The following is a 22,662-nucleotide window of genomic DNA, read 5'->3' on the forward strand; positions in this document are numbered from 1 at the left end:
GATCACGGTGCGCCCGCACCACCACCGACCGGGGCGTCACCGCCCGCCGTCTCCTCGCGCGGCATCAGGGACGCGAAGTCACCGGTGTCGCCGAGACGGACGAGGAACGGCCTCAGTCGTGTGTAGCGGATGACCGTGAGCGAGCAGGGTTCGACGGAGATCCTCTGGAAGAGGTCCAGATGAAGTCCGAGCGCGTCCGCCACGAGCGACTTGATGATGTCGCCGTGCGAGCACATCAGATAGACGGCGTCGGCGCCGTGATCACGCTCCACGCGCGCGTTCCACTCCCGTACGGCCTCCGCCGCGCGGGTCTGCATCGCCCGCATGGACTCGCCGCCGGGGAACGCGGCCGCCGAGGGGTGGGCCTGGACGACCTCCATGAGGGGCTCGTCCATGAGTTCGGCGAGCTTGCGGCCGGACCAGTCGCCGTAGTGGCACTCGCCGATGCGCTCCTCGCTGTGCACGGGGAGGCCGGGCCGGGCGTCGAGCAGCGGCTGGACCGTCTCCTGGCAGCGCTGGAGGGGGCTGACGACGACCTCGGAGATCGGCACGCCGTCGAGCCGGCCGGGCAGCGCGGCGGCCTGTGCGGCGCCGCGCTCGTCCAGGGCGACCCCGGGCGTCCACCCGGCGAGCAGCCCTTCGGTGTTCGCGGTGGACCGTCCGTGCCTGACAAGGATCAACGTGGGCATGCGGCAAGGGTAGGCGTACGCCGTAATGCCGTGTTTTTCGAGCGACGGGAGAACACCCTCCGTGATCGTCGACTGTGCCATCTACCGGGAGGGACACCGGACCGATGGACCTGAGGACCTGTCCGACGCGCTGGACGAGGCGCGGTCGGCGGGCGGGTTCGTGTGGATCGGGTTGCACGAGCCGTCGGAGCAGGAGTTCGAGCTGGTCACCAAGGAGTTCGGACTGCATCCGCTGGCCGTGGAGGACGCCCTCAAAGCCCATCAGCGACCCAAGCTGGAGGTGTACGACGACTCCCTGTTCGTCGTTCTCAAGCCGGTCGTGTACGAGCCGGACAGCGATGCCGTCTCCACCGGCGAGGTGATGCTCTTCCTCGGCGACGCCTTCGTGGTGACGGTCCGTCACGGCGTGGGCTCGCCGCTGAAGGCCGTCCGTGAGCGTCTGGAGCGGGAGCCGAAGCTGCTCGGCAAGGGACCCACCGCGGTCCTGTACGCCGTCGCGGACGCCGTCGTGGACCACTACCTGGAGGTGGCGACGGAACTCGGCACCGACCTGGAGGAACTGGAGGCGGAGGTCTTCTCGCCGGACGGCGGCGGTTCACGGGGCACCGCGTCGCGGATCTACACGTTCAAGAGGCAGGTCCTGGAGTTCCGCAGGGCCACGGTCCCGCTCTCGATGCCGATGGCGAGGCTCGCGGGAGTGGGGACGTCGGGCGGCACGGTGCCGTTCGTGAACGACCGGGCACGGCCCTTCTTCCGGGACGTCAACGACCATCTCGTGCGCGTGAACGAGTCCGTGGAGGGTCTGGACCGGCTGGTGTCGGACGTGCTGTCGGCGCATCTCGCGCAGATGAGCGTGCGGCAGAACGACGACATGCGGAAGATCTCCGCGTGGGCGGCCATGGCCGCGGTCCCCACGATGATCGCGGGGATCTACGGCATGAACTTCGACCACATGCCGGAGCTGCACTGGGTGTGGTCGTACCCGGCGGTCATCGTGGTGATGGCTGTCCTGGAGGTACTGCTGTACCGGACGTTCAAGCGCCGGGGGTGGCTGTAGGGGTCCTTGGGGCGGTTTCAGGGGGTCCTGAGGGCTATAGGGGCCCCGGGCGGGGGTACAGGCGGCCTCTGGCCTGACTCTGGCTGACTCAGGCGAACTCTGGTGCCGAGGTGGCCGGGCCGCCGAGAGCGTCGCGGCGTTCCGGCATCCGCAGCGAGACCATGCGGCGCCAGCCCGCAGCGCGCTCGTAGGCGTAGACGGCGTGGATGCCCGCGGCGAGCACGGCGGACTTCGCGCGCGACCAGCCGAGGATGCGGCCCATGTGGGCCATCACGGCGAGGCTGACGTCCCGGTAGACCCGGATCTCGGCCAGCGCGCACTCCCTGAGCGTGCGCTGGATGGCACGGCCGTGGCCCGCGCGGGCGAAGCGGAGCAGTTCCTCGTGGCAGTAGGCGAGGTGGTTGTCCTCGTCGGCCGAGATCATCCGCACCGCGCGGCCGAGTTCGGGATGGTCGGCGAAGTGCTTGCGCAGCAGCTCCATCTGCTCGGAGGCCCGCTGCTCGGTGACCCTGCTGTGTGCGAGGTAGGTGACGATGTCCTGCACGCTGAGCGGTTCGTCGCTCTTGAGCTTGTCGTGGGCCAGGCCGATGCCGTGCCGCTCCAGGAGCATCGTGTAGTCGGTCTCCGGGGGGACCGGGACGGGTTCGAGCCTGCGCTTCTTCATCAGGGCGTTGAAGATCCGCCCATGCTTGTCCTCGTCCGCGCCGTGCCGGGTGATCTTGGGGGCGAGGGCGCGTTCGCCGGGCGGCACGAGGGCGGCGATGCGGGCGTTCTCCCAGCCGCCCTGGGACTCCCCGCTGGCCGCGATGGAGCAGAACAGCCGGAAGGACTCGTCGTCGTCGAGGATCTCCTGGAACAGACTCTTGGCCGAAAGCATCGTGGGGCACCTCTCTGCCGGACTCCGCGGCAATCCGCAAAGAACGAGTCAAATGCGGCGTGAAGGGTGCCGCAACAGCTGTGTCGGACAACTCCGCCAAAAGGAGGACCAGCGGGGTCGCCCCAGGGGCGTAACCGCGCGGGCACGGGCGCGTTGGTCCACATGACGGCCGTGGCGGGGAAGACCCCCGAGCCCCCACCACGGCCGGTTGCTTCCGGCGGTCGGGCCGGGTACGGGAGTGGGCCGGGCCGGAGCGGGGTTACGGCGGGCGGGCCGGGGTGCGGTGATGCGGCCGGGGTGCGGTGATGCCGCGGGGGTGCGGTGATGCGGCCGGCGGTCGGCGGTCGGGCAGGGTGCCGGGTGAGGTCTTCGGCCGGCGATTCGGCTGTGCACCGGCATCCCCGACAGGTTGCGCAGGGTGCCGGTGACGTCGTCGGCCGGCGATTCGGCTGCGCACCTACGTCCCCGACAGGTTGGGCCGGGTGCGTGTCGAGGCAGGCGGCAGGCGGGGCGGGTGCACGCCAACGCTCCCGGCGGCGGACCGACCTACCGGCGTCGACCAGGTGGCTTCCGGCCTCTCTGGGGCCGGACCGAGTTCGCGCTGATGTCTCAGGCGTCGGGCTGGGCCCCGTGCGCGCGGAAGGCCGGTGCGGCCGCCGCGCGGAGAGCTGGCGGTGTCCCAGGCGGGCGGGGGCCGGGGTGTACGGCCCTGACGCCCGCCCGCGAACGGTGCCGGGGTACGGCTATGCGAGGCCCGCGCGCTCCAGGGCCTCCGTGCCCGCGCGGAGTGCGGCGAGGCGTTCGTCGAGGGTGAAGCCGGCGGGGGCGAGGGTCAGGGTGGTGACGCCGGCCGCCGCGTACTCCTTCATCCGGTCCGCGATCCGGTCCACCGAACCGAGCAGCGTCGTCTTGTCGATCAGGTCGTGCGGGATCGCCGCCGCTGCGCCCTCCTTGTCACCGGCCAGGTACTTGTCCTGGATCTCGGTGGCCGCCGCCTCGAAGCCCATCCGCCGGGCGAGCTGGTTGTAGAAGTTCTGCTTGCGGCTGCCCATGCCGCCCACGTACAGCGCGGTGTAGGGGCGGAAGGTGTCGGCGAGCGTCGTCACGTCCTTGTCCTCGCCCAGGGCGAGCGGCAGGGTCGGCACGATGTCGAAGCCCTCGAGGGTCTTGCCCGCCTTCTCACGGCCCGCCCGCAGGTACTGGATCGCGGTCTCCTCCAGGTGCTCCGCGGAGGGGAAGATCAGCAGGGCGCCGTCGGCGATCTCGCCGGTCTGCTCCAGGTTCTTCGGGCCGATGGCGGCGATGTACAGCGGGATGTACTCGCGCTCGGGGTGCACGGTCAGCTTGAGCGGCTTGCCCGGGCCACCGGGCAGCGGCAGCGTCCAGTGCTGCCCCTCGTAGGACAGGCGCTCACGCGACATGGCCTTGCGGACGATCTCGACGTACTCACGCGTGCGTGCCAGCGGCTTGTCGAACTTGACGCCGTACCAGCCCTCGGAGACCTGCGGTCCCGAGACGCCGAGGCCGAGGCGGAAGCGGCCCCCGGAGAGCGAGTCGAGGGTCGCGGCGGTCATCGCGGTCATGGCCGGCTGGCGGGCCGGGATCTGGAAGATGGCCGAGCCGACGTCGATGCGCTCGGTCTGGGCGGCGACCCAGGTGAGCACGGTGGCCGCGTCCGAACCGTAGGCCTCGGCGGCCCAGCAGACCGAGTACCCGAGGCGGTCGGCCTCCTTGGCGACGGCGAGATTGTCCGCGTCCATTCCGGCGCCCCAGTAGCCGAGGTTGATCCCGAGCTGCATGGCCGATTCCCCTTACCGATCAGTAACGTCCCTTGGGGGCAGACCTTAGCGCGGCCGGACGGGCCGGGGCAGGTGGTGGCCCGTGCGGTGACCGGACGGGATTCCCCGTACCTGCTGGAATCCGTTGTCCACAGGCCCCCACGCGACAGGTTCTGGCCAGTAATCTCGGCGTCCATGGAGCAGAGGCATCTCGGCCGTACCGGCCTGCGCGTGTCCCGCATCGGACTCGGCACCCTCACCTGGGGCAGGGACACCGACGAGCACGACGCGGCGGACCTCCTGAAAACGTTCTGGGAGGCGGGCGGGACGCTGGTCGACACGGCGGACGTGTACGGCGACGGGGAGGCCGAGTACCTGCTCGGTCGCCTCATAGACGGCCTGGTCCCGCGCCGGGACCTGGTCATCTCCACGAAGGCGGGCAGCGTGCCCGACCCGGACCGCCGCGTCGACGGCTCGCGCGGGCACCTCCTCTCCGCGCTGGACGACTCGCTGGCCCGGCTCGGCACGGACTACGTCGACGTGTGGCACATCCACTCCTACGACCCCCGCACCCCGCTGGAGGAGACGCTGCACGCGCTCGACCTGGCGGTCAGCAGCGGCCGGGTCCGTTATGCCGGGGTGTCCGACTTCTGCGGCTGGCAGCTCGCCAAGGCGGGGACCTGGCAGCTGGCGGCGCCAGGGGTGCGGACCCGGCTGGCCGCGACGCAGCTGGAGTACTCGCTGCTCCAGCGCGGCATCGAGCGCGAGGTGCTGCCGGCCGCGCTGGATCTGGGCATCGGACTGCTGCCGTCCTCACCCCTGGGGCGCGGTGTGCTGACGGGCAAGTACCGCGGGGACGCGACCCCGGCCGACTCGCGGGGTGCCTCGGAGCATCTGGCGCCGTTCGTCGCGCCCTACCTCGACGACACGGCGAGCCGCATCGTGGACGCGGTGGCGACCGCGGCCGACGGGCTCGCCGTCACCCCGCTCCAGGTGGCCCTCGCCTGGGTCCGGGACCGGCCGGGGGTGGTCGCCCCGATCGTCGGCGCGCGCAACTCGCAGCAGCTCACAGCGGCATTGTCAGTGGAGGCCCTTAGTCTTCCTGACGAGATCTGCCGGGCGCTCGACGATGTGTCGGCGCCCGTGCACCGCTATCCCGATCACGACTGGAGCACGCTGTGAGCACGGAGCCGGAGCCCACGGAGAAGACCGAGCCGGGGACGCGGGAGGCCGCGCCGGAGCCGGAGCCGCAGGACACGGACGGCGAGCCGGGAGCGGAGGCCGAGGGCAGGACGGCCGAGGCGGAGGCGGAGGCCGAGGGCAGGACGACCGAGGCGGAGGCGGAGCCGACCGGGAGCGATGCCGGTGAGGGCGCGAGCGGGGAAGCCGGCGAGGGCGCGGACAAGGCGCAGCTCTCCGAGGCCGAGGCCGAGCTGGCGGCGCAGCGGGTCGAGCGGGAGCGGATCGCCCGGCGCAAGGCCGAGAAGAAGGGGCCCGTCGAGAGCGGGGCCAAGCTCAGCGGCAAGGCCGCCGACCTCCTCGCCGCCGTACGGGCCGTGGAGAGCGGGGCGAAGCCGGTGGCCGCCGTGTTCGGCGAGCCCGAGCCGCCGCGCCGACCGGCGCCGGAGGCGGCTCGGCCCCGACCGGTGTCGGCGGAGGCGGAGCGAGCCGGTGCCGGTGCCAATGGCGGTGGCGGTGGCGGTGCCAATGGCGGTGGCGGTGGCGGTGCCGGTGGCGGTACGGGAGCCGGTGGGGCCGGTTCCCCCGTCGGGTCCGGGCCCGGGCCGGAGGTCGTCGAGGCCGTGCGGCGGGTGCTCGCCGAGGGCGGCGCGCCGGAAGGGCTCGCACCGCAGGTGGCGACGGTGCTCGGGGAAGCTGCGGACGACGAGCTGCGGGCGGATCCATGGCAGTTGCTGCGGGTCGCCGGGGTGCGGCCCGAGCAGGCCGACGGGTTCGCGCGGGCGTTGCTCGGGGCTCAGTGCGCGCCGGACGACGAGCGGCGGGGCCGGGCGGTCACCGTCTGGCTCCTGGAGCAGGCGGCGCTCGCCGGGCACACCGCGCTGGAGATGCCGGCGCTCACCGCCGCGCTGGCCAAGCGGGGCGTGCCGGACACCGAGGCGGCCGTACAGAGCACGATCGCCGAGGCGGAGGCCCTGGTCTTCCAGGACGCCCTCGATCCGACCGCACCCGAGCCCGCGGAGGACCAGGAGGAGGGTGCGGAGCGGCCGGTGCGGATCCTGGTCGGGCTTGAGCGCTACGCCCTCGCGGAGGAGAGCCTCGCCGACGGTCTTGCCCGGCTGATCAACTCCGTGCCCAAGGCGGACGGTTCGGCCGAGGACTGGGAGCGCGCGGCCGCGTCGGCCAAGGGCTCCGCCGCCGAGCTGATCCGGGCGACGGCGGCCCACGGCCTGGTGCTGCACACCGGCGGTGAGGCGTCCGTGGCCGAACCGGCGGTCCTGCTGGAGGCGGCCCGGAGCCTGGGTCTGCGGGCCTGGGCGGCCACCCACAGCCCGCTCGGCCTCGCCCGCTTCGAGGCGCTCCTCGGATCCGACGGGGACGGTGAGGCCGCCCCACGGGGAGCCGCAGGGCCCGTCGTCACCGTCGCCGGACTGCTCTCCGGGGCCGAGGGGCCCGGGCGGGACGGGGACGGGGCGTTCGATCTCGATGTGCTCGTCGTGCTCGACGCGCCCCAGCTGGACGTCGAGACGGCCGCGCTGCTGGTGGAGTCGCTGCCGGACGGGGCGCGGCTGGTGCTGGCCGGGGATCCGGCGGTGCTGTGGTCGGCGGGACCCGGGCGGGTCTTCGCGGACCTCCTCGCCGCGCGGATCTGCCCGCAGGTCGCCTCGCGCACCCCGGACCCCGGACCGCTGGGCGAGCTGGTCTCCGGGATCGGCATCGGTGAGCTGAACAAGGTCGAGGCGCCCGGCAAGGAGGTCGTGATCGTGCCGGTGCGGGACGCGGGTGAGGCCGTGCACCGGACCGTGCAGCTGGTCGCGGACTCGGTACCGCGGGCGATCGGCGTGCCCGCCGAGGAGACCCAGGTGATCACGCCGGGCCACGGCGGAGCCGCGGGCACCCGCGCGCTCAACGCGGCCCTGAAGGAGCGCCTCAACCCCGGCCCCGGCCGCTTCGGCGGCTTCGACCCCGGCGACCGCGTCGCCTACTCCCCCACCCCGGGCCGTACGGTCCCCGGCCGGGTGGTCAGGGCGGACGCGGACGGCCTGCACCTGACCTGCGCCGGCCGGCCCGTCGTCGTGCCGAAGGAGCGGGTGGAGCAGTCCGTACGGCACGGCTGGGCCCTGACCGCGCACCAGGCGGTGGGGGGCCGCTGGCCGGCGGTGGTGGTGGTCCTGCCGGGTGACGCCGCTCAGGCCCTGACCCGGCCCTGGGTCTACACGGCCTTCGGCAGGGCGGCCCGCCATCTCTCCGTGGTCCAGGGCGCGGACCAGGCCCTGCCGAGGGCGGTGGCCGAGATCCCGGCCAAGCCCCGCACGACCCGCCTCCCCACCCTTCTGGCCACACCGGCGGCCGGCTGAGTGGTCCAGGGCGCGGACCGGCACCGGACGGACGGCACGACGGACGGACAGCACGACGGCGGCCCCGGAGTCCAGAACTCCGGGGCCGCCGTCGCAGGGCCTCAGCGCTGATCCAGGTCCAACGGCTCCAGATCCTCGTCCTCGAGATCGACGCCGTCGGCCAGGTCGTCATCGTCGTCGTCGAACATCGCGCTGACGTCGAACCGGCACACCACCCGCTCCACGTCCACCTGATCGAACGGCGTCTCCAGCCACTCCCCCGGGTCGGCCGGTTCGTCCGCCGCGGTCACCCACAGCGTGGAATCGCCCTCCTCCAGGCCGAACTCCTTGTGCCGGGAGGCGATCTCGTCCGGCTCGAACTCGCCGAAGAGCACGCCCAGCGCGCCGTGCACGGTGCCGGAGGCCTCCGTGCCGAGCGTCTCGTCGGCCGCCTCCACCCGCTGCGCCTGCGCCAGCAGCCGCTGCGGCTCCACCACCGAGTAGTCACGGCGGATCAGCACGCTCAGCGCGTTCGGCTCCTCGGGGCCGGTGTAGGGCGCGGTGTCGTCCGCGCCGGGGATCTCGAAGGGGGTGACCTCGTCGTAGCGGTCGTAGAGCAGCTCGTCGTACACCTCGGCGGCCGCGGCCAGTTCGTTGAAGGCCTCGTAGACGGCCGGGTCGTCCTCCCCCGACCTCCGTTCGACCGCGGCCAGGTGGCGGTCGAGCGCGGTCTTGACCGCCTCGGCGGCGGCACGTACCTCGGCAGCGGTGGGCTGCACAGCATCAGACATAGTGCAGACGCTATCCGTACCGGGCCCCGGCCCGCACAATAGATGCGATGCCGGAATACGAATTTGTCGACGTGTACGTACCGCGCGGGGTCTCCCGCAAGGACGCCACACGCCTGCTGACGGACCATGCCGAGTACGGACACTGGGAGTTGGACCGACTGAGCCTCATGCGCGACGGCAGCCGCAGGGTGCGGTTGCGCCGGCGGATCATCCGCCAGGTGCGGGCCACGTGGTGAGACAGCGCGAACGGAGCGTGCCCCGCCGAGGCGGGGCCCGCTCCGTTTCACGTGGTGCGCCTTACGCCGAGGCCCGTGCCTTGCGGTAGAGCACCGCGCCCGCCAGGAGCGCGCCCGCTCCGACCGGGACGGCCAGACCGATCGGCAGGTCGTTGCCGGTCCGGGCGAGCTGAGCGCTGCCCAGGGGCTGGGTCACCGTCTGGGTGCCGGGGTGGTTGCCGTGGCCGCCCGGGGCTCCGGGGGTGTGCGGAGTGCCCGGGGTTCCGGGCGGACCGGGCACCTCAGGGCTTCCCGGGTGGCCGGGGCTGCCCGGCTGTTCCGGCGATCCGGGCGGCGTCTGGGAGCCGGGCGGGGTGTGGTGCCCGCCGGAGCCGTTTCCGCAGTCGTTGCCCATGGCGGGGTTGCCGATCCCGATGACGTCGACACTGTTCCCGCAGACGTTCACGGGGGCGTCGACCGGCACCTCGACGTGGTTGCCGGAGCCCACGCCGGGCGAGCCACCGGTGTGCCCGCCGGCGTGCGAGCCGCCGTGGCCCCAGTGACCGCCGTGCCCGCCGTGGCCCCAGTGACCGCCGTGGCCTGCCGAGCCCCCGGATCCGCCGTGGCTTCCGTGCCCCCCGGATCCGCCGTGGCTTCCGTGACCGCCGTAGCCGCCCGAGTCGCCGTAGCCGCCGGAGTCGCCGGAGTCGCCGTAACCACCCGAGCCGCCGTGACCGCCCGAATCGCCATAGCCACCGGGCGCCCCGTGGCCGCCGCCGCTGTTTCCGCTCTTGTTGGCGCAGCTGTTGCCCATCGCGGGGTTGAGGACCCCGACGACGTCCACGGTGTTGCCGCAGGCGTTCACGGGCGCGTGCACCGGCGCGGACACCGTGTTGCCCGACAGCACGCCGGGTGAGTTCGTGCTCGATCCGCTCGCGCCCGCGTCCGCGTGGGCGGCGCCTCCCGCGGCGGCGATCACGCCGGTCGCCGCCGCCACTGTCATCAGGCCCTTACGGGTGACTTGTCGCATGTACTGATTCCCTGCCTTCGACCTTGTCGCGAAATACCGCTTTCACGCGGTTCTTTTCTTTTCGAAAAGGCCGGTCGGCCCCGGAGCGCATGGCGCGCACTCCGGGGCCGACGGGCTCAGCCCTGTCTAACTGAGGGCGAGGCACAACGTCACTTGTTGATGCACGTGTTGCCGAAGGCGGGGTTCAGCAGACCGATCACCGAAACCGTGTTGCCGCAGACGTTCACCGGCACGTGCACGGGAACCTGGACGACGTTGCCGGACAGCACGCCCGGGGAGCCCACGGCGGCACCCTGCGCACCCGCATCGGCGACGGCAAGGCCCGCGCCCGCCAGAACCAGGCCACCAGTAGCAGCCGCAGCGGCGACGACCTTCTTGATCATTATTCCTCCTTGTTGGCAATGCGATCCCAAGCAGCGGATCGCATCACCTGTAACGAGGAGGGTTAATTGGGGATACCAGCTTATGAGCGCATTCACTCTTCCCGGGCGATCTCGCACGCGCAGGCGAATAAACGCGTCAACAGCCCGAAGGCCGCGCCCGCGCCTCCGTCAGCTCGCGTCGATAAATCGGTCGAGCACCCGCACACCGAACTTCAGACCGTCCACCGGCACCCGCTCGTCCACGCCGTGGAACATGCCGGCGAAGTCCAGCTCCGGCGGCAGCTTGAGGGGGGCGAAGCCGAAGCCGCGGATGCCGAGCTCGTCGAAGGACTTGGCGTCGGTGCCGCCGGAGAGCATGTAGGGGATCGCCTTGGCGGCCGGGTCCTCGGCGACCAGCGCGGACTGCATGGCGTCCACGAGCGCGCCGTCGAAGGTGGTCTCCACGGCCTTGTCCGAGTGCACGTCCTCGCGCCTGACCTTGGGGCCGAGGATCTTGTCGAGGTCGGCGAGGAACTCCTCCTCGAAGCCGGGCAGGAAGCGCCCGTCGACGTGCGCGGTGGCCTCGCCCGGGATGACGTTGACCTTGTAGCCGGCGCCGAGCTGGGTCGGGTTGGCGGTGTTGCTGAGGGTGGCGCCGATGAGCTTGGCGATACCGCCGAGCCGGGCGAGGGTGCCCTCCATGTCCTCGGGGTCCAGCTCGGTGCCGAGCGCGTCGCCGAGCTCGTCCAGGAAGGCGCGGGTGGTCTTGGTGACGCGGACCGGGAACTTGTGCCGGCCGAGCCGGGCGACCGCCTCGGACAGTTCGGTGATGGCGTTGTCCCGGTGGATCATCGAGCCGTGCCCTGCGGTGCCGGCCACGGTCAGCTTCATCCAGTGCATGCCCTTCTCGGCCGTCTGGATCAGGTAGAGCCGGCGCTGCTCGTTCACGGTGAAGGAGAAGCCGCCCACCTCGCTGATCGCCTCGGTGACGCCCTCGAAGAGGTCGGGGTGGTGGTCGACGAGGTGCCGGGCGCCGAAGGTGCCGCCGGCCTCCTCGTCGGCGAGGAAGGCGAGGACGATGTCCCGGGGCGGCCTGCGCCCGCTGCGCAGCCGGTCACGGACCACCGCGAGGGTCATCGCGTCCATGTCCTTCATGTCGACGGCGCCCCGCCCCCACACGCACCCGTCCGCGACCTCGCCGGAGAAGGGGTCGTGGGTCCAGTCCTGTGCGTTGGCGGGTACGACGTCCAGGTGGCCGTGGATCAGCAGCGCGGGCCGGGAGGGGTCCTCGCCGGCGATCCGGGCCACGGTGGAGGCGCGTCCCGGGTGCGACTCGTAGATCTGCGGGTCGAGGCCCACCTCGGCGAGCTTCTCCGCGACCCACTCGGCCGCCTTGCGCTCCCCCGGCCCCGAGTGGTCGCCGTAGTTGCTGGTGTCGAAGCGGATCAGGTCGCGGCAGAGGTCCACGACCTCGTCCTCGCCGGTGACGCCCCTGGCCGTGTCCGTGTCGCTCACGCTGTTCCTCCCGCTGTCACTGCTGGTGGTCCCCCTCATCCTCCCTCCGCGACCCGGCCCGGCCCAAGACGGGTCCCGGCCCGTCACACGCCGTTCACGGGAGGTCCGGCGGCCGTCGGGGGGTGATCGGGGCCCCTCGAAAGCCTGGTAATGTTTCCTTCGTCGCCGCGGGGAGGACCCCGCACGACAGACACCTTGTCCGGGTGGCGGAATGGCAGACGCGCTAGCTTGAGGTGCTAGTGCCCTTTATCGGGCGTGGGGGTTCAAGTCCCCCCTCGGACACCAGGCACGACGCCGACCGATTCATCGGTCGGCGTCGTCTGCGTTTCACGCACAGTGTGTGCGATCTCTCGTCGGAGTGAAGACCCGCAGGTCAAAGCGTCGCCGATGATCTCTTTCCGTCCTCGAACGGTCCACCGGAATGGCCGATCCAGCCGCACGGACCTAGCTTCGTACTAAAATTTCCGGCTTGTTACGAGCTGGACCCGGACAACCCCAGGCAGACCTGCGGGCCCGCCAGCGCCCCGGAGGCCTCCGGGATCGAGACGCGAGGACCGATGGCAGCCACTCACGAGAGCAGTGCTCTCGGCCTGCTCAACGAAGAGTTCAGCGCAGAGATCCGCGAACAGTTCGGCGACACCGCCCGTTTCTCCGGGGGTCACGCCGCCTCACCCCGCACGCTCGTCGACGTGCTCGACGCGTCCGTGCGGTCCTACCCCGACGAGCTCGCCCTGGACGACGGCACGACCCGGCTCACCTACCGGGTGCTGGCCGTCGAGGTGGAGCGGCTGCGCCGCAAGCTCGCCGCTGCCGGGGTCGGGCTCGGCGACCGGGTGGGCGTCCGGGTGCCGTCCGGCAGCAACGACCTGTACGTCGCGATCCTGGCCGTGCTCGCCGCCGGCGCCGCCTACGTCCCCGTGGACGCCGAGGACCCCGACGAGCGGGCCGAGCTGGTGTTCGGGGAGGCCGAGGTGCGGGCCGTGGTCGGCGCCGGGCACGAGCTGACCGTGCACGGCCGCGCCGAGGCTCCCGCGGCGCGGCCCGGCATCGACAACGACGCGTGGATCATCTTCACCTCCGGCTCCACCGGCAAGCCCAAGGGCGTCGCCGTCTCGCACCGCAGCGCGGCGGCCTTCGTGGACGCCGAGGCCAACCTGTTCCTGACCGACGACCCCATCGGCCCCGGTGACCGGGTGATGGCGGGTCTGTCGGTCGCCTTCGACGCCTCCTGCGAGGAGATGTGGCTGGCGTGGCGGTACGGGGCCTGTCTGGTGCCGGTGCCGCGGGCGCAGGTCAGGAGCGGAGCCGATCTCGGACCCTGGCTGGTCGAGCAGGAGATCACGGTCGTGTCGACCGTGCCGACGCTCGCCGCGCTGTGGGAGCCCGAGACGCTCAACGACGTACGGCTGCTGATCTTCGGCGGCGAGGCCTGTCCGCCCGAGCTGGCGCAGCGGCTGGTCACCGAGGGGCGCGAGGTGTGGAACACCTACGGTCCGACGGAGGCGACCGTGGTGGCCTGTGCCTCGCTCATGTCCGGTGCGGAGCCGATCCGGATCGGGCTGCCGCTGGACGGCTGGGAGCTGGCCGTGGTGGACGAGGCCGGGGAGCCCGTTCCGATGGGCGCGAGCGGGCAGCTGGTGATCGGCGGGGTCGGGCTGGCCCGGTACCTGGACGCCGAGAAGGACGCGGAGAAGTACGCGCCGCTGAAGTCGCTGGGCTGGGAGCGGGCGTACCGCAGTGGTGACCTGGTGAAGGCGGAGCCCGAGGGGCTGGTCTTCCTCGGGCGGGCCGACGAGCAGATCAAGCTCGGCGGCCGGCGGATCGAGCTCGGTGAGGTCGACGCGGCCCTCCAGGCGCTGCCCGGGGTCGCGGGAGCGGCCGCCGCCGTGCGCACCGCCCGCAGCGGCAACCAGCTCCTGGTCGGGTACGTCGTCACGCAGGACGGCTGGGACCAGGCGGCCGCGGTCGCGAAGCTGCGGGCCGAACTCCCCGCCGCGCTGGTGCCGTTGCTGGCCCCGGTCGAGGACCTGCCGACCCGCACCTCCGGCAAGGTGGACCGCAACGCCCTGCCCTGGCCGCTGGAGGGGCTCGAAGGCGCCGTGCAGAGCGAGGAGTTGTACGGCACCGAGGCCTGGCTCGCCGAGCAGTGGGCGGAGGTGCTGGGCATGCCGGTCTCCAGTGCCCGTGACGACTTCTTCGCGATCGGCGGATCCAGTCTGGCCGCCGCCCAGTTGACCACCCGGCTGCGCACCCGCTACCCGAGCGCGGCCGTCCTCGACATCTACCAGCAGCCCACGCTGCGGAAGTTGGCCCGGCGGCTGGAGGAGTCGGCCCAGGACGACAGCGCGGCGCGGGTGATCGCGCCGGTGCCGCTGCGGGCCAAGTCGATTCAACTCCTCGTCCTGCTGCCCCTGTTCACCCTGATGGGGCTGCGCTGGATGGTGCCGCTGGCCGCGCTCGGCCATGTCCTGCCGTACTCCTGGCTGCCGGACGTCTCCTGGTGGCTGGTCGGAGCCGGGGCCCTGCTGCTGTTCAGTCCGCCCGGGCGGCTCGCCCTGGCGGCGGGCGGGGCGCGGCTGTTGCTGCGCGGGGTGCAGCCCGGCCGTCACCCGCGCGGTGGCAGCGTCCATCTGCGGCTGTGGACGGCCGAGCGGCTCGCCGAGTTCACCGGCGCGACCTCGCTGACCGGCTCCTGGCTGGAGCGGTACGCGCGGGCGCTGGGCGCAAAGGTCGGTCAGGACGTGGACCTGCACTCGCTGCCGCCGGTGACCGGCATGCTCAAGCTGGGCCGGGGCGCGGCGGTGGAGTCCGAGGTGGACCTGTCCGGCTGGTGGCTGGACGGCGACCGGCTGGAGATCGGCCAGGTCAAGGTGGGTGCGCACGCGGTCGTCGGGACCCGCAGCATGCTCTTCCCGGGCGCCCGGGTCGGCAAGCGGGCCGAGGTGGCACCGGGTTCGGCGGTCACCGGTCAGATCCCGACCGGTCAGCGCTGGGCGGGCGCGCCCGCGGTCAAGCTCGGCAAGGCCAAGCGGAACTGGCCGAAGGAGCGGCCGGTGCGGGGCACGTGGTGGCGGGTGATGTACGGCGTCACGGGCTTCGCGCTCAGTGCGCTGCCGGTGCTCGCCGGAGGGGCGGCCCTCCTCGTGGCCCACGCGATCGTCATGCCGGAGCTCACGGCCGCCGGTGTGGCCCTCGCGCTGGTCCCGGCCACGCTCGCCTTCGGGCTCGCCTACGCGCTGCTGCTCCTGGTCGCCGTACGGTTGCTCAGCCTGGGGCTGCGCGAGGGGACGTATCCGACGCACAGCCGCATCGGGTGGCAGGCGTGGACCGTGACGCAGCTGATGGACCGCTCGCGCGAGACGCTGTTCCCGCTCTACGCCGGTCTGGTCACCCCGGTGTGGCTGCGGCTGCTCGGGATGCGGATCGGGCGCGGGGCCGAGGTGTCGACGGTGCTGGCGCTGCCGAGCCTGACCACGGTCGGTGAGGGCGCGTTCCTGGCCGACGACACGCTGACCGCGCCATACGAGCTCGGTGGCGGCTGGGTGCGGATAGGGCGTGCGGAGATCGGGCGGCGGGCGTTCCTCGGGAACTCCGGGATGACCGCGCCCGGGCGGACCGTACCGGACGGCGGTCTGGTGGGTGTGCTGTCGGCGACGCCGAAGAAGGCCAAGAAGGGCACGTCGTATCTGGGGCTGCCGCCGGTGAAGCTGCCGCGCAGCACGGCCGACAGCGATCAGAGCCGGACGTACGAGCCCTCGGCGGGGCTGCTGTGGGCGCGTGGTCTGGTGGAGCTGTGCCGGATCGTGCCGGTGTTCTGCTCGGCGGGGCTCGCGGTGCTGACGATCGCCGCGCTGTGTGTGCTGGGGCCGTGGGCCTGGCTGCTTGCCGGGGTGGTGCTGCTGGCCGCCGGGGTGGCGGCGGGGCTCGTGTCGGTGATCGCGAAGTGGCTGCTGGTGGGGCGGCACCGGAGCGGGGAGCACCCGCTGTGGAGTGGCTTCGTGTGGCGCAACGAGCTCGCGGACACCTTCGTCGAGGTGCTGGCGGTGCCGTGGCTGGCGGGTTCGGTGCCCGGTACGCCGCTGATGACGGCGTGGCTGCGGGGGCTCGGTGCGAAGATCGGCAAGGGCGTCTGGGTGGAGAGCTACTGGCTGCCCGAGACCGACCTGGTGACGCTGGAGGACGCGGTGACGGTCAACCGGGGCTGTGTGCTCCAGACCCACCTCTTCCACGACCGGATCTTGCGGACGGATACTGTTGTTCTCCGTGAGGGCGCCACGCTGGGCCCTGGCGGGATCGTGCTGCCCGGCAGCACGGTCGGGGCCCGCACCACGCTGGGTCCCGCGTCGCTCGTCATGGCCGCGGAGTCCGTCCCGGACGACACCCGCTGGCTCGGCAACCCGATCGAGGCATGGCGTCCCTGAACGCGGGCCACTCGGAGTCGGTGAGCGGTGTACCGGCGGATCCGAGTGGCGACGCGGCGCAGGGAGCGGAAGCGGCAGTGGCAGTTCAGCAGGCGGCGGGTTCGGACCCGTACTTCCCGGACCACGGTGACGCCCGGTACCGGGTGCACCGGTACGAGCTCGCGCTGGACTACCGCCCCGCCCCGAACCGGCTGGCCGCGAGCGCCCGGATCAACGCCATAGCGGGGCGCTCGCCGCTCGCCGAGTTCATGCTCAACCTGTCCGACTTCAAGATCGGCCGGGTGCGGGTGGACGGGCGGCAGGCGCACTACACGCATCGCGGCGGCAAGCTGCGGGTCCGGCCCACGAAGCCGGTGCGCCCCGGGGCCGCGTTCACGGTCGAGGTGCACTGGTCGGGCAATCCCAAGCCGGTGAACAGCCCGTGGGGCGGGCTCGGCTGGGAGGAGCTGGAGGACGGGGCGCTGGTGGCGAGCCAGCCGATCGGGGCTCCGTCCTGGTACCCGTGCAACGACCGGCCCGCGGACAAGGCGTCGTACCAGATCTCGGTCACCACACCGTCGGCCTACGCGGTGGTGGCGGGCGGGCGGCTGCTGACCCGTACGACCAAGGCGTCCACGACGACCTGGGTGTACGAGCAGGCCGCGCCCACGTCCAGCTATCTCGTCGGGCTGGCGATCGGCAAGTACCAGACGGTGCTGCTCGGCGACCCGGGCCCCGGCGGGGTGCCCCAGCACGGGCACATCCCGGCGCATCTGCTGCCGGAGTTCTCGCGGGACTTCGCGCGGCAGCCGCAGATGATGGACCTGTTCCAGGAGCTGTTCGGGCCCTACCCCTTCGACGAGTACGCGGTCCTCGTCACCGAGGAGGAGCTCGATGTGCCCGTCGAGGCCCAGGGGTTGTCGCTGTTCGGCGCCAACCACGTGGACGGGGCCCGGGGTTCGGAGCGGCTGGTCGCCCACGAGCTGGCCCACCAGTGGTTCGGCAACAGCGTCTCCATCGCGGACTGGCGGCACATCTGGCTGAACGAGGGATTCGCCAAGTACGCCGAGTGGCTGTGGTCCGAGCGCTCCGGCGGCCGTACGGCCCAGCAACTCGCCGCCGCCGCGCACCGGTTGCTGTCCTCGCTCCCCCAGGACCTGCGCCTCGCGGACCCCGGCCGCAAGTCCATGTTCGACGACCGGCTCTACGAGCGCGGCGGGCTCACCGTGCACGCGATCCGCTGTGCGCTGGGCGACGAGGCGTTCTTCCGGATGCTGCGCGGCTGGGCCGGGCTGCACAAGGGCGGGGCCGTGACCACCGCGACCCTCGCGGCCCACGTGAACCGGTACGCGGACGAGTCGCTGGACGGCCTGTTCCGGGCCTGGGTGCACGGCGGGGCCCTGCCCGCGCTGCCGACGCTGGGTCCGGCACGGCCGGCGCATCCTCCGACCAACTCGGGGAAGGTGCAGCCGTGAGCCGCCGTGCCGCACGGCAGCGGCCCGGCTGTCCCTGCGGTCGTCCGGAGCCGTACGACGCCTGCTGCGGCCGCTTTCACCGGGGCGAGGCCGCCGCGCCGACGGCCGAGGCGCTGATGCGTTCGCGGTACAGCGCCTTCGTGAAGCTGGAGCGGGACTACCTGCTGCGCACCTGGCACCTCCGGACCCGTCCCGGTGCGCTGGAGCTCGACCCGGCCATGCGCTGGACGGGACTCGAGATCCTGGACACGACCGACGGTTCGGCCTTCCACACCACCGCCACGGTGACCTTCCGCGCCTCGTTCCGGGGCGGGTCCCTGCATGAGCGCAGCCGCTTCGAGCGGGTGGACGGGGCTTGGGTGTACGTCGACGGGGAGTTCCTGGACTAGGGCGCGAGGATGTCCAGTTCGTGGAGCGCGCCCTCCGCGATCTCGCGGGTCAGTGCCTCGGCGTGGCCCGCGTCGCCCGCGCGGATCGCCTCGGCGAGCCGGACGTGGAGGGTGACGGCGGCCGGGTCGGGGTCCTCGAACATGACCTCGTGCCGGGTGCGGCCGGTGAGGACCTCGGCGACGACGTCCCCGAGGCGGGCGAACATCTCGTTGCCGGACGCGTTGAGGATCACCCGGTGGAAGGCGATGTCGTGGAAGAGGTAGCCCTCCAGGCGGTGGCCCTTGGAGTTGGCGACCATGCCGAGCGCGCACTCGGTGAGTTCGGCGCACTGCTCGGCGGTCGCGTGCTTGGCGGCCAGACCCGCCGCCACCGGCTCGATCGCCGAGCGCAGCACGGTCAGTGAGCGCAGCTGGTGGGGGCGGTCGGCGCCGGCCAGCCGCCAGCGGATGACCTGCGGGTCGTAGACATTCCATTCGGCCTTCGGGCGGACCGTGACGCCCACCCGGCGGCGGGACTCGACCAGGTGCATCGACTCCAGGACCCGGACCGCCTCCCGCATCACCGAGCGTGAGACGTCGAAACGCTGGGCCAGTTCGTCGGTGCGCAGAACGCTGCCCGGCGGGTACTCGCCCGCAGTGATCGCGGGGCCGAGGGTTTCCAGAACCCGGCCGTGCAGCCCCCGGCCCGATGTGCTCATGCACTCAGAGTACGGGGCGCGTCACGCCGAGAAAAAGTCAGACTTATTTGGCACAGACTCTTGAATAGTCGTACCTAATCGGTTTCAGTGGCGTCGGCATCAGATGCCGGGGACGGCACCCGACGAGGACAGCGAGGCAGTGATGAGTACCCCGAAGGTCGTCGTGGTCATGGGCGTCGCGGGCACCGGGAAGACCACCATCGGTCCCCTGCTCGCCGCCCGGCTCGGCGTTCCCTACGCCGAGGGCGACGACTTCCACCCGCCCGCCAACATCGCCAAGATGTCCGCCGGCACCCCCCTCACCGACGACGACCGGTGGCCCTGGCTGGACGCCATCGGCTCCTGGGCGCACGGACGGGCGGGGCTCGGCGGGGTGGTCAGCTGCTCGGCGCTGAAGCGGTCGTACCGCGACCGGCTGCGGGCCGAGGCGCCCGGGGTCGTCTTCGTGCACCTGGCGGGCGACCGGGCCCTCATCGAGGACCGGATGTCCCACCGGCAGGGGCACTTCATGCCCACCGCGCTGCTGGACTCGCAGTTCGGCACGCTCCAGCCCCTCCAGGAGGACGAGGCCGGGGTCGCGGTGGACGTGTCCGGCAGCCCCGAGGAGATCACCGCGCGGGCCGCGAAGGCGCTCGCGGAACTGCCGTAGCCGCTCTGCCGAAGTCCTGAGAACGCCTTCCGAAGTCCGAAGAACGCCCCCTTCCGAAGAACACCCATCCCCCTTCCGAAGAACACCCCCGTACCTGCAAGGGAACCCCCGTGACCAGACTCAGCGTCGAGATGCTGGCAGCGGACGCACCGGAGCCGATCACCTCGGCCGGGCACGCTCAGCTGGGCATCGCCGTTTTGGCGGGCATCGCCGTCATCGTGCTGCTCATCACCAAGTTCAAGCTCCACGCCTTCCTGTCGCTGACCCTCGGCACGCTCGTGCTCGGCGCGGTGGCCGGAGCGCCGCTCGACAAGGCCATCGCCAGCTTCACCACGGGCCTCGGCACCACGGTCGCCGGTGTCGGTGTGCTGATCGCCCTCGGCGCGATCCTCGGCAAGATGCTCGCCGACTCGGGCGGGGCCGACCAGATCGTCGACACGATCCTGGAGAAGGCGGGCGGCCGTTCGATGCCGTGGGCGATGGTCCTCATCGCCTCCGTGATCGGTCTGCCGCTGTTCTTCGAGGTCGGCGTGGTGCTGCTGATCCCGGTCGTGCTGATGGTCGCCAAGCGCGGCAACTACTCGCTCATGCGCATCGGCATCCCGGCCCTCGCGGGCCTGTCCGTGATGCACGGTCTGGTGCCTCCGCACCCGGGCCCGCTGGTCGCGATCGACGCGGTCGGCGCCAACCTCGGCGTCACGCTCGCGCTCGGTGTCCTGGTCGCCATACCGACGGTGATCATCGCGGGTCCGGTGTTCTCGCGGTACGCGGCCCGCTGGGTGGACGTGCCGGCGCCGGACCGGATGATCCCTCAGCGTGCCTCCGAGGAGCTGGAGAAGCGACCGGGCTTCGGTCCGACGCTCGCCACGATCCTGCTCCCGGTCGTGCTGATGCTGTCCAAGGCCCTGGTCGACATCGTGATCGACGACCCGGAGAACCTCACCCAGCGCGTCTTCGACGTGATCGGCTCCCCGCTGATCGCCCTGCTGGCCTCGGTCCTGGTGGGCATCTTCACGCTGCTGCGCCCGGCCGGCTTCGGCAGGGAACGGCTCTCCCCGCTCGTCGAGAGGGGCCTCGCGCCCATCGCCGGCATCCTGCTGATCGTCGGCGCGGGCGGCGGCTTCAAGCAGACCCTGATCGACTGCGGGGTGGGTCAGATGGTCCTGGACATCTCCAAGGACTGGTCGATCCCCGCCCTGCTGCTGGCCTGGCTGATCGCGGTGGCTATCCGGCTCGCGACGGGTTCGGCGACGGTGGCCACGATCTCCGCGGCCGGCCTGGTCGCGCCGCTCGCGGAAGGCATGTCGACCGGGGAGACGGCCCTGCTGGTCCTCGCCATCGGCGCCGGCTCGCTCTTCTTCAGCCATGTCAACGACGCCGGGTTCTGGCTGGTCAAGGAGTACTTCGGGCTGGACGTCCCGCAGACCCTCAAGACCTGGTCGATCATGGAGACGATCATCTCGGTGGTCGCGGGCGGCCTGGTACTGCTGCTGTCGCTGGTCATCTAGGGGTACGACGGCCCCGGCACCGCATCCCGGCCCGGCCTCCTCGCCACCTTCCGGTCCTCCGCCCCAGGGCGGGGCCCGCGGTGGCGAGGGGGCCCTGTGGTATCCGTCCGGACCCGGGGGGGCGTTCCCTTGCAAGGGGCGTTTCCCCTGCAAGGGAGCGTCACCGGGGGTGGAGCATCGCCGGGCGTCGGGCGGTCCCCGCGGGCGGCGCGGCTACGGGCGCCACAGGGGGTGTTCGCGTTCCGCCCACTCCTGGCTCACCTCGCCGGTTCTGAGGCCTCTCCTCGCCTCCGGGTCGCCCAGGGCCATCCCGATGTGGCCCGCGAGGACGATGCCGATCGTCAGGGCGAGCCAGTCGTGGACGAAGGTCGCGCTGGTGCGCCACTGGATCGGGGTGAGGTGGGTGAACCACATCAGCAGGCCCGTGCCGAGCATGACGAGGGTCGCGCCGGCGATCCAGGCGGCGTAGACCTTCTGGCCCGCGTTGAACTTGCCCGCGGGGCGCGAGGCCCGGCGTTTGTCGCGGTGCAGGGCGGCGCGCAGCCAGACACGGTCGTGCGGGCCGAAGCGGTTCAGGAAGCCCAGGTCGGCGCGGAAGGCGCGGGAGGCCAGGCCCAGGAGGACCGGTACCGGCAGGGCCAGGCCCGCCCACTCGTGGACGCGCACCACCAGCTCGCGGCGGCCGACGAGTTCGGCGAACTGGGGGATGTAGAGACAGGCCGCTGTCGCCACGCAGACGCCCATCAGAGCGGCCGTCGTGCGGTGCACCCACTTCTGGGAGCGGCCGAAGCGCCGGATCTGGGCCCGGGGCGGGGCGTCAACTCGTAGGTTCATCGTCCCGCCCGTTCGACTTGCCGACCCAGGCGTCCACGTCGTAGCCCCGGTCCTCCCAGTAGCCCGGTTCCACGTCCTCGGTGACGGTGATGCCGGAGAGCCACTTGGCCGACTTGTAGAAGTACATGGGGGCCACGTAGAGGCGGACCGGGCCGCCGTGGGAGTGGCCGATGTCCTTGTCCTGCATGCGCAGGGCGACCAGGACGTCCGGGCGGCGGGCCTGCTCCAGGGTGAGGCTCTCGGTGTACGCCCCGTCGAAGCAGCTGAAGCGGACGGCTCCGGCCTTGGCGGTCACCCCGGCGGCGTCCAGCAGCGCGGAGAGCCGTACGCCTTCGAACGGGGTGTCCGGGACCCGCCAGCCCGTCACGCACTGCACGTCCTTGACCAGCCGGGTCTGGGGCAGCGCCCGCAGGTCGGCCAGGGTGTAGGTGCGGGGGCGGGAGACCAGGCCGTCGATCTTGAGCTGGTAGTTCTGGGCGTCCTTGTGCGGCACGGACGAGGTCACCGAGTAGTAGCGGAATCCGCCGCCGTTGGGGAGCAGTCCGGTCAGGCCCGTGGGGTCCTTGTCGGCGGCGCTGCCGAGGAAGGCCTCCAGGCCGCGTTGCAGGGTGGGCGCGGCGACCACGCCGAGGGCGCCGAGGCCGAGGGTGCCGAGGAGGACACGGCGGCCGATCGGCTTGCCGGGCTGCTCCCCGGGTTGTTCGGAGTTCACGTATCCATTCGAACACCCGCGACCCCGGCGGGACCAGGAATCGCGGGTGCTCGTCAGACTTCCGTAACGACTTCTCACGCCGCTCTCAGAGTGCTGCGGTGTCTCCTCGGCGGTGCTTCAGAGTGCTACGGCGGCTCCTCGGCGCCGCTCTCAGAGGGCTACGGCGTC

At 72.1% G+C, this 22,662-nt stretch carries 19 protein-coding genes and 1 tRNA gene; 10 read left to right on the forward strand and 10 right to left on the reverse strand.

Translation table 11 applies throughout. From position 1 onward, the window contains the following. Positions 1 to 2: 2 nt before the first annotated feature. Positions 3 to 689: a histidine phosphatase family protein gene (locus AQJ54_RS27325; RefSeq protein ID WP_062028602.1), complete on the reverse strand. Its 687-nt coding sequence runs from the start codon at positions 687 to 689 to the stop codon at positions 3 to 5. Positions 690 to 750: 61 nt separating this feature from the next. Between AQJ54_RS27325 and corA the strand changes: the two genes are divergently transcribed. Then, entirely contained in the window at positions 751 to 1,746 is a 996-nt protein-coding gene (gene corA / locus AQJ54_RS27330; RefSeq protein WP_062241700.1) for a magnesium/cobalt transporter CorA, read from the forward strand. 88 nt (positions 1,747 to 1,834) lie between these two features. Here the strand turns inward: corA and AQJ54_RS27335 are convergent, their stop codons facing one another. Then, positions 1,835 to 2,623, reverse strand: coding sequence for a hypothetical protein (locus tag AQJ54_RS27335; protein WP_062241702.1), 789 nt, complete (start codon positions 2,621 to 2,623; stop codon positions 1,835 to 1,837). Positions 2,624 to 3,366: 743 nt separating this feature from the next. Then, positions 3,367 to 4,422, reverse strand: a complete 1,056-nt coding sequence (locus AQJ54_RS27340; protein WP_062028608.1) for an LLM class F420-dependent oxidoreductase — start codon at positions 4,420 to 4,422, stop codon at positions 3,367 to 3,369. Between the two features lie 174 nt (positions 4,423 to 4,596). On the opposite strand from AQJ54_RS27340, the gene AQJ54_RS27345 reads away from it, so the two are divergent. Both AQJ54_RS27345 and AQJ54_RS27350 read left to right on the forward strand, forming a co-directional pair. Further along, complete coding sequence (locus tag AQJ54_RS27345) at positions 4,597 to 5,583, forward strand: aldo/keto reductase (RefSeq protein ID WP_062028610.1); 987 nt, start codon at positions 4,597 to 4,599, stop codon at positions 5,581 to 5,583. Next, positions 5,580 to 7,937 (forward strand): ATP-dependent DNA helicase, encoded by a 2,358-nt coding sequence (locus tag AQJ54_RS27350; RefSeq protein ID WP_062241703.1) that lies wholly within the window; start codon positions 5,580 to 5,582, stop codon positions 7,935 to 7,937. Before AQJ54_RS27345 ends, AQJ54_RS27350 begins: the two co-directional genes overlap by 4 nt. Positions 7,938 to 8,038: 101 nt before the next feature. On the opposite strand, the gene AQJ54_RS27355 is transcribed toward AQJ54_RS27350, so the two are convergent. Further along, on the reverse strand, positions 8,039 to 8,707 hold the full coding sequence (locus tag AQJ54_RS27355) for a hypothetical protein (protein ID WP_062028614.1): 669 nt from the start codon (positions 8,705 to 8,707) through the stop codon (positions 8,039 to 8,041). 47 nt (positions 8,708 to 8,754) lie between these two features. Here AQJ54_RS27355 and AQJ54_RS27360 point away from each other — a divergent pair, with 47 nt between their 5' ends. After that, positions 8,755 to 8,943 (forward strand): DUF5703 family protein, encoded by a 189-nt coding sequence (locus AQJ54_RS27360; protein WP_007380901.1) that lies wholly within the window; start codon positions 8,755 to 8,757, stop codon positions 8,941 to 8,943. A 61-nt stretch (positions 8,944 to 9,004) separates the two neighbouring features. Here AQJ54_RS27360 and AQJ54_RS27365 read toward each other — a convergent pair whose 3' ends face one another. From AQJ54_RS27365 to AQJ54_RS27375, 3 genes are all read right to left on the reverse strand, one after another. Then, positions 9,005 to 9,952 (reverse strand): chaplin, encoded by a 948-nt coding sequence (locus AQJ54_RS27365; protein WP_062241705.1) that lies wholly within the window; start codon positions 9,950 to 9,952, stop codon positions 9,005 to 9,007. A gap of 149 nt (positions 9,953 to 10,101) precedes the next feature. Beyond that, the gene (gene chpH / locus AQJ54_RS27370; RefSeq protein WP_007380902.1) at positions 10,102 to 10,335 is read right to left on the reverse strand and encodes a chaplin ChpH; all 234 of its coding nucleotides are present in this window, start codon (positions 10,333 to 10,335) and stop codon (positions 10,102 to 10,104) included. Positions 10,336 to 10,503: 168 nt separating this feature from the next. Continuing rightward, positions 10,504 to 11,829 carry a M20/M25/M40 family metallo-hydrolase gene (locus tag AQJ54_RS27375; RefSeq protein WP_062241707.1) on the reverse strand — a complete coding sequence of 442 codons (1,326 nt, stop codon included), beginning with the start codon at positions 11,827 to 11,829 and terminating at the stop codon, positions 10,504 to 10,506. 197 nt (positions 11,830 to 12,026) lie between these two features. On the opposite strand from AQJ54_RS27375, the gene AQJ54_RS27380 reads away from it, so the two are divergent. The 4 genes from AQJ54_RS27380 (at position 12,027) to AQJ54_RS27395 (ending at position 18,093) form a co-directional block, all read left to right on the forward strand. After that, positions 12,027 to 12,114, forward strand: a tRNA-Leu gene (locus tag AQJ54_RS27380). 272 nt (positions 12,115 to 12,386) lie between these two features. After that, complete coding sequence (locus AQJ54_RS27385) at positions 12,387 to 16,250, forward strand: Pls/PosA family non-ribosomal peptide synthetase (protein ID WP_062241709.1); 3,864 nt, start codon at positions 12,387 to 12,389, stop codon at positions 16,248 to 16,250. Positions 16,251 to 16,327: 77 nt separating this feature from the next. Continuing rightward, the gene (locus tag AQJ54_RS27390) at positions 16,328 to 17,704 is read left to right on the forward strand and encodes a M1 family metallopeptidase (protein ID WP_062241886.1); all 1,377 of its coding nucleotides are present in this window, start codon (positions 16,328 to 16,330) and stop codon (positions 17,702 to 17,704) included. Beyond that, positions 17,701 to 18,093, forward strand: coding sequence for a YchJ family protein (locus tag AQJ54_RS27395; RefSeq protein ID WP_062028621.1), 393 nt, complete (start codon positions 17,701 to 17,703; stop codon positions 18,091 to 18,093). The genes AQJ54_RS27390 and AQJ54_RS27395 overlap by 4 nt, the downstream gene beginning before the upstream one ends. On the opposite strand, the gene AQJ54_RS27400 is transcribed toward AQJ54_RS27395, so the two are convergent. After that, positions 18,090 to 18,791: a FadR/GntR family transcriptional regulator gene (locus AQJ54_RS27400; protein WP_062028623.1), complete on the reverse strand. Its 702-nt coding sequence runs from the start codon at positions 18,789 to 18,791 to the stop codon at positions 18,090 to 18,092. The two genes, AQJ54_RS27395 and AQJ54_RS27400, sit on opposite strands and share 4 nt — an antisense overlap. 142 nt (positions 18,792 to 18,933) lie before the next feature. Between AQJ54_RS27400 and AQJ54_RS27405 the strand changes: the two genes are divergently transcribed. Then, positions 18,934 to 19,440, forward strand: a complete 507-nt coding sequence (locus tag AQJ54_RS27405) for a gluconokinase (RefSeq protein ID WP_062028625.1) — start codon at positions 18,934 to 18,936, stop codon at positions 19,438 to 19,440. A 110-nt stretch (positions 19,441 to 19,550) separates the two neighbouring features. Beyond that, a complete protein-coding gene (locus AQJ54_RS27410; RefSeq protein WP_062028627.1) occupies positions 19,551 to 20,948 on the forward strand; it encodes a GntP family permease in 1,398 nt (465 codons plus the stop codon). Positions 20,949 to 21,161: 213 nt separating this feature from the next. Here AQJ54_RS27410 and AQJ54_RS27415 read toward each other — a convergent pair whose 3' ends face one another. Both AQJ54_RS27415 and AQJ54_RS27420 read right to left on the reverse strand, forming a co-directional pair. After that, positions 21,162 to 21,782 carry a cytochrome b/b6 domain-containing protein gene (locus AQJ54_RS27415; protein ID WP_062241711.1) on the reverse strand — a complete coding sequence of 207 codons (621 nt, stop codon included), beginning with the start codon at positions 21,780 to 21,782 and terminating at the stop codon, positions 21,162 to 21,164. Further along, entirely contained in the window at positions 21,766 to 22,494 is a 729-nt protein-coding gene (locus AQJ54_RS27420; protein WP_062028631.1) for a molybdopterin-dependent oxidoreductase, read from the reverse strand. Before AQJ54_RS27420 ends, AQJ54_RS27415 begins: the two co-directional genes overlap by 17 nt. Positions 22,495 to 22,662: the final 168 nt, after the last annotated feature.

Source organism: Streptomyces griseorubiginosus (assembly GCF_001514195.1).
In the GTDB taxonomy this organism is placed as follows: Bacteria; Actinomycetota; Actinomycetes; order Streptomycetales; family Streptomycetaceae; genus Streptomyces; species Streptomyces griseorubiginosus.

Coding starts and splice junctions, on each gene's coding strand:
- AQJ54_RS27345 (WP_062028610.1), top strand. CDS start 4,597: ATGGAGCAGAGGCATCTCGGCCGTACCGGCCTGCGCGTGTCCCGCATC.
- AQJ54_RS27340 (WP_062028608.1), bottom strand. CDS start 4,422: ATGCAGCTCGGGATCAACCTCGGCTACTGGGGCGCCGGAATGGACGCG.
- AQJ54_RS27400 (WP_062028623.1), bottom strand. CDS start 18,791: ATGAGCACATCGGGCCGGGGGCTGCACGGCCGGGTTCTGGAAACCCTC.
- AQJ54_RS27415 (WP_062241711.1), bottom strand. CDS start 21,782: ATGAACCTACGAGTTGACGCCCCGCCCCGGGCCCAGATCCGGCGCTTC.
- AQJ54_RS27360 (WP_007380901.1), top strand. CDS start 8,755: ATGCCGGAATACGAATTTGTCGACGTGTACGTACCGCGCGGGGTCTCC.
- AQJ54_RS27325 (WP_062028602.1), bottom strand. CDS start 689: ATGCCCACGTTGATCCTTGTCAGGCACGGACGGTCCACCGCGAACACC.
- AQJ54_RS27405 (WP_062028625.1), top strand. CDS start 18,934: ATGAGTACCCCGAAGGTCGTCGTGGTCATGGGCGTCGCGGGCACCGGG.
- chpH (WP_007380902.1), bottom strand. CDS start 10,335: ATGATCAAGAAGGTCGTCGCCGCTGCGGCTGCTACTGGTGGCCTGGTT.
- AQJ54_RS27355 (WP_062028614.1), bottom strand. CDS start 8,707: ATGTCTGATGCTGTGCAGCCCACCGCTGCCGAGGTACGTGCCGCCGCC.
- AQJ54_RS27385 (WP_062241709.1), top strand. CDS start 12,387: ATGGCAGCCACTCACGAGAGCAGTGCTCTCGGCCTGCTCAACGAAGAG.
- AQJ54_RS27335 (WP_062241702.1), bottom strand. CDS start 2,623: ATGCTTTCGGCCAAGAGTCTGTTCCAGGAGATCCTCGACGACGACGAG.
- AQJ54_RS27365 (WP_062241705.1), bottom strand. CDS start 9,952: ATGCGACAAGTCACCCGTAAGGGCCTGATGACAGTGGCGGCGGCGACC.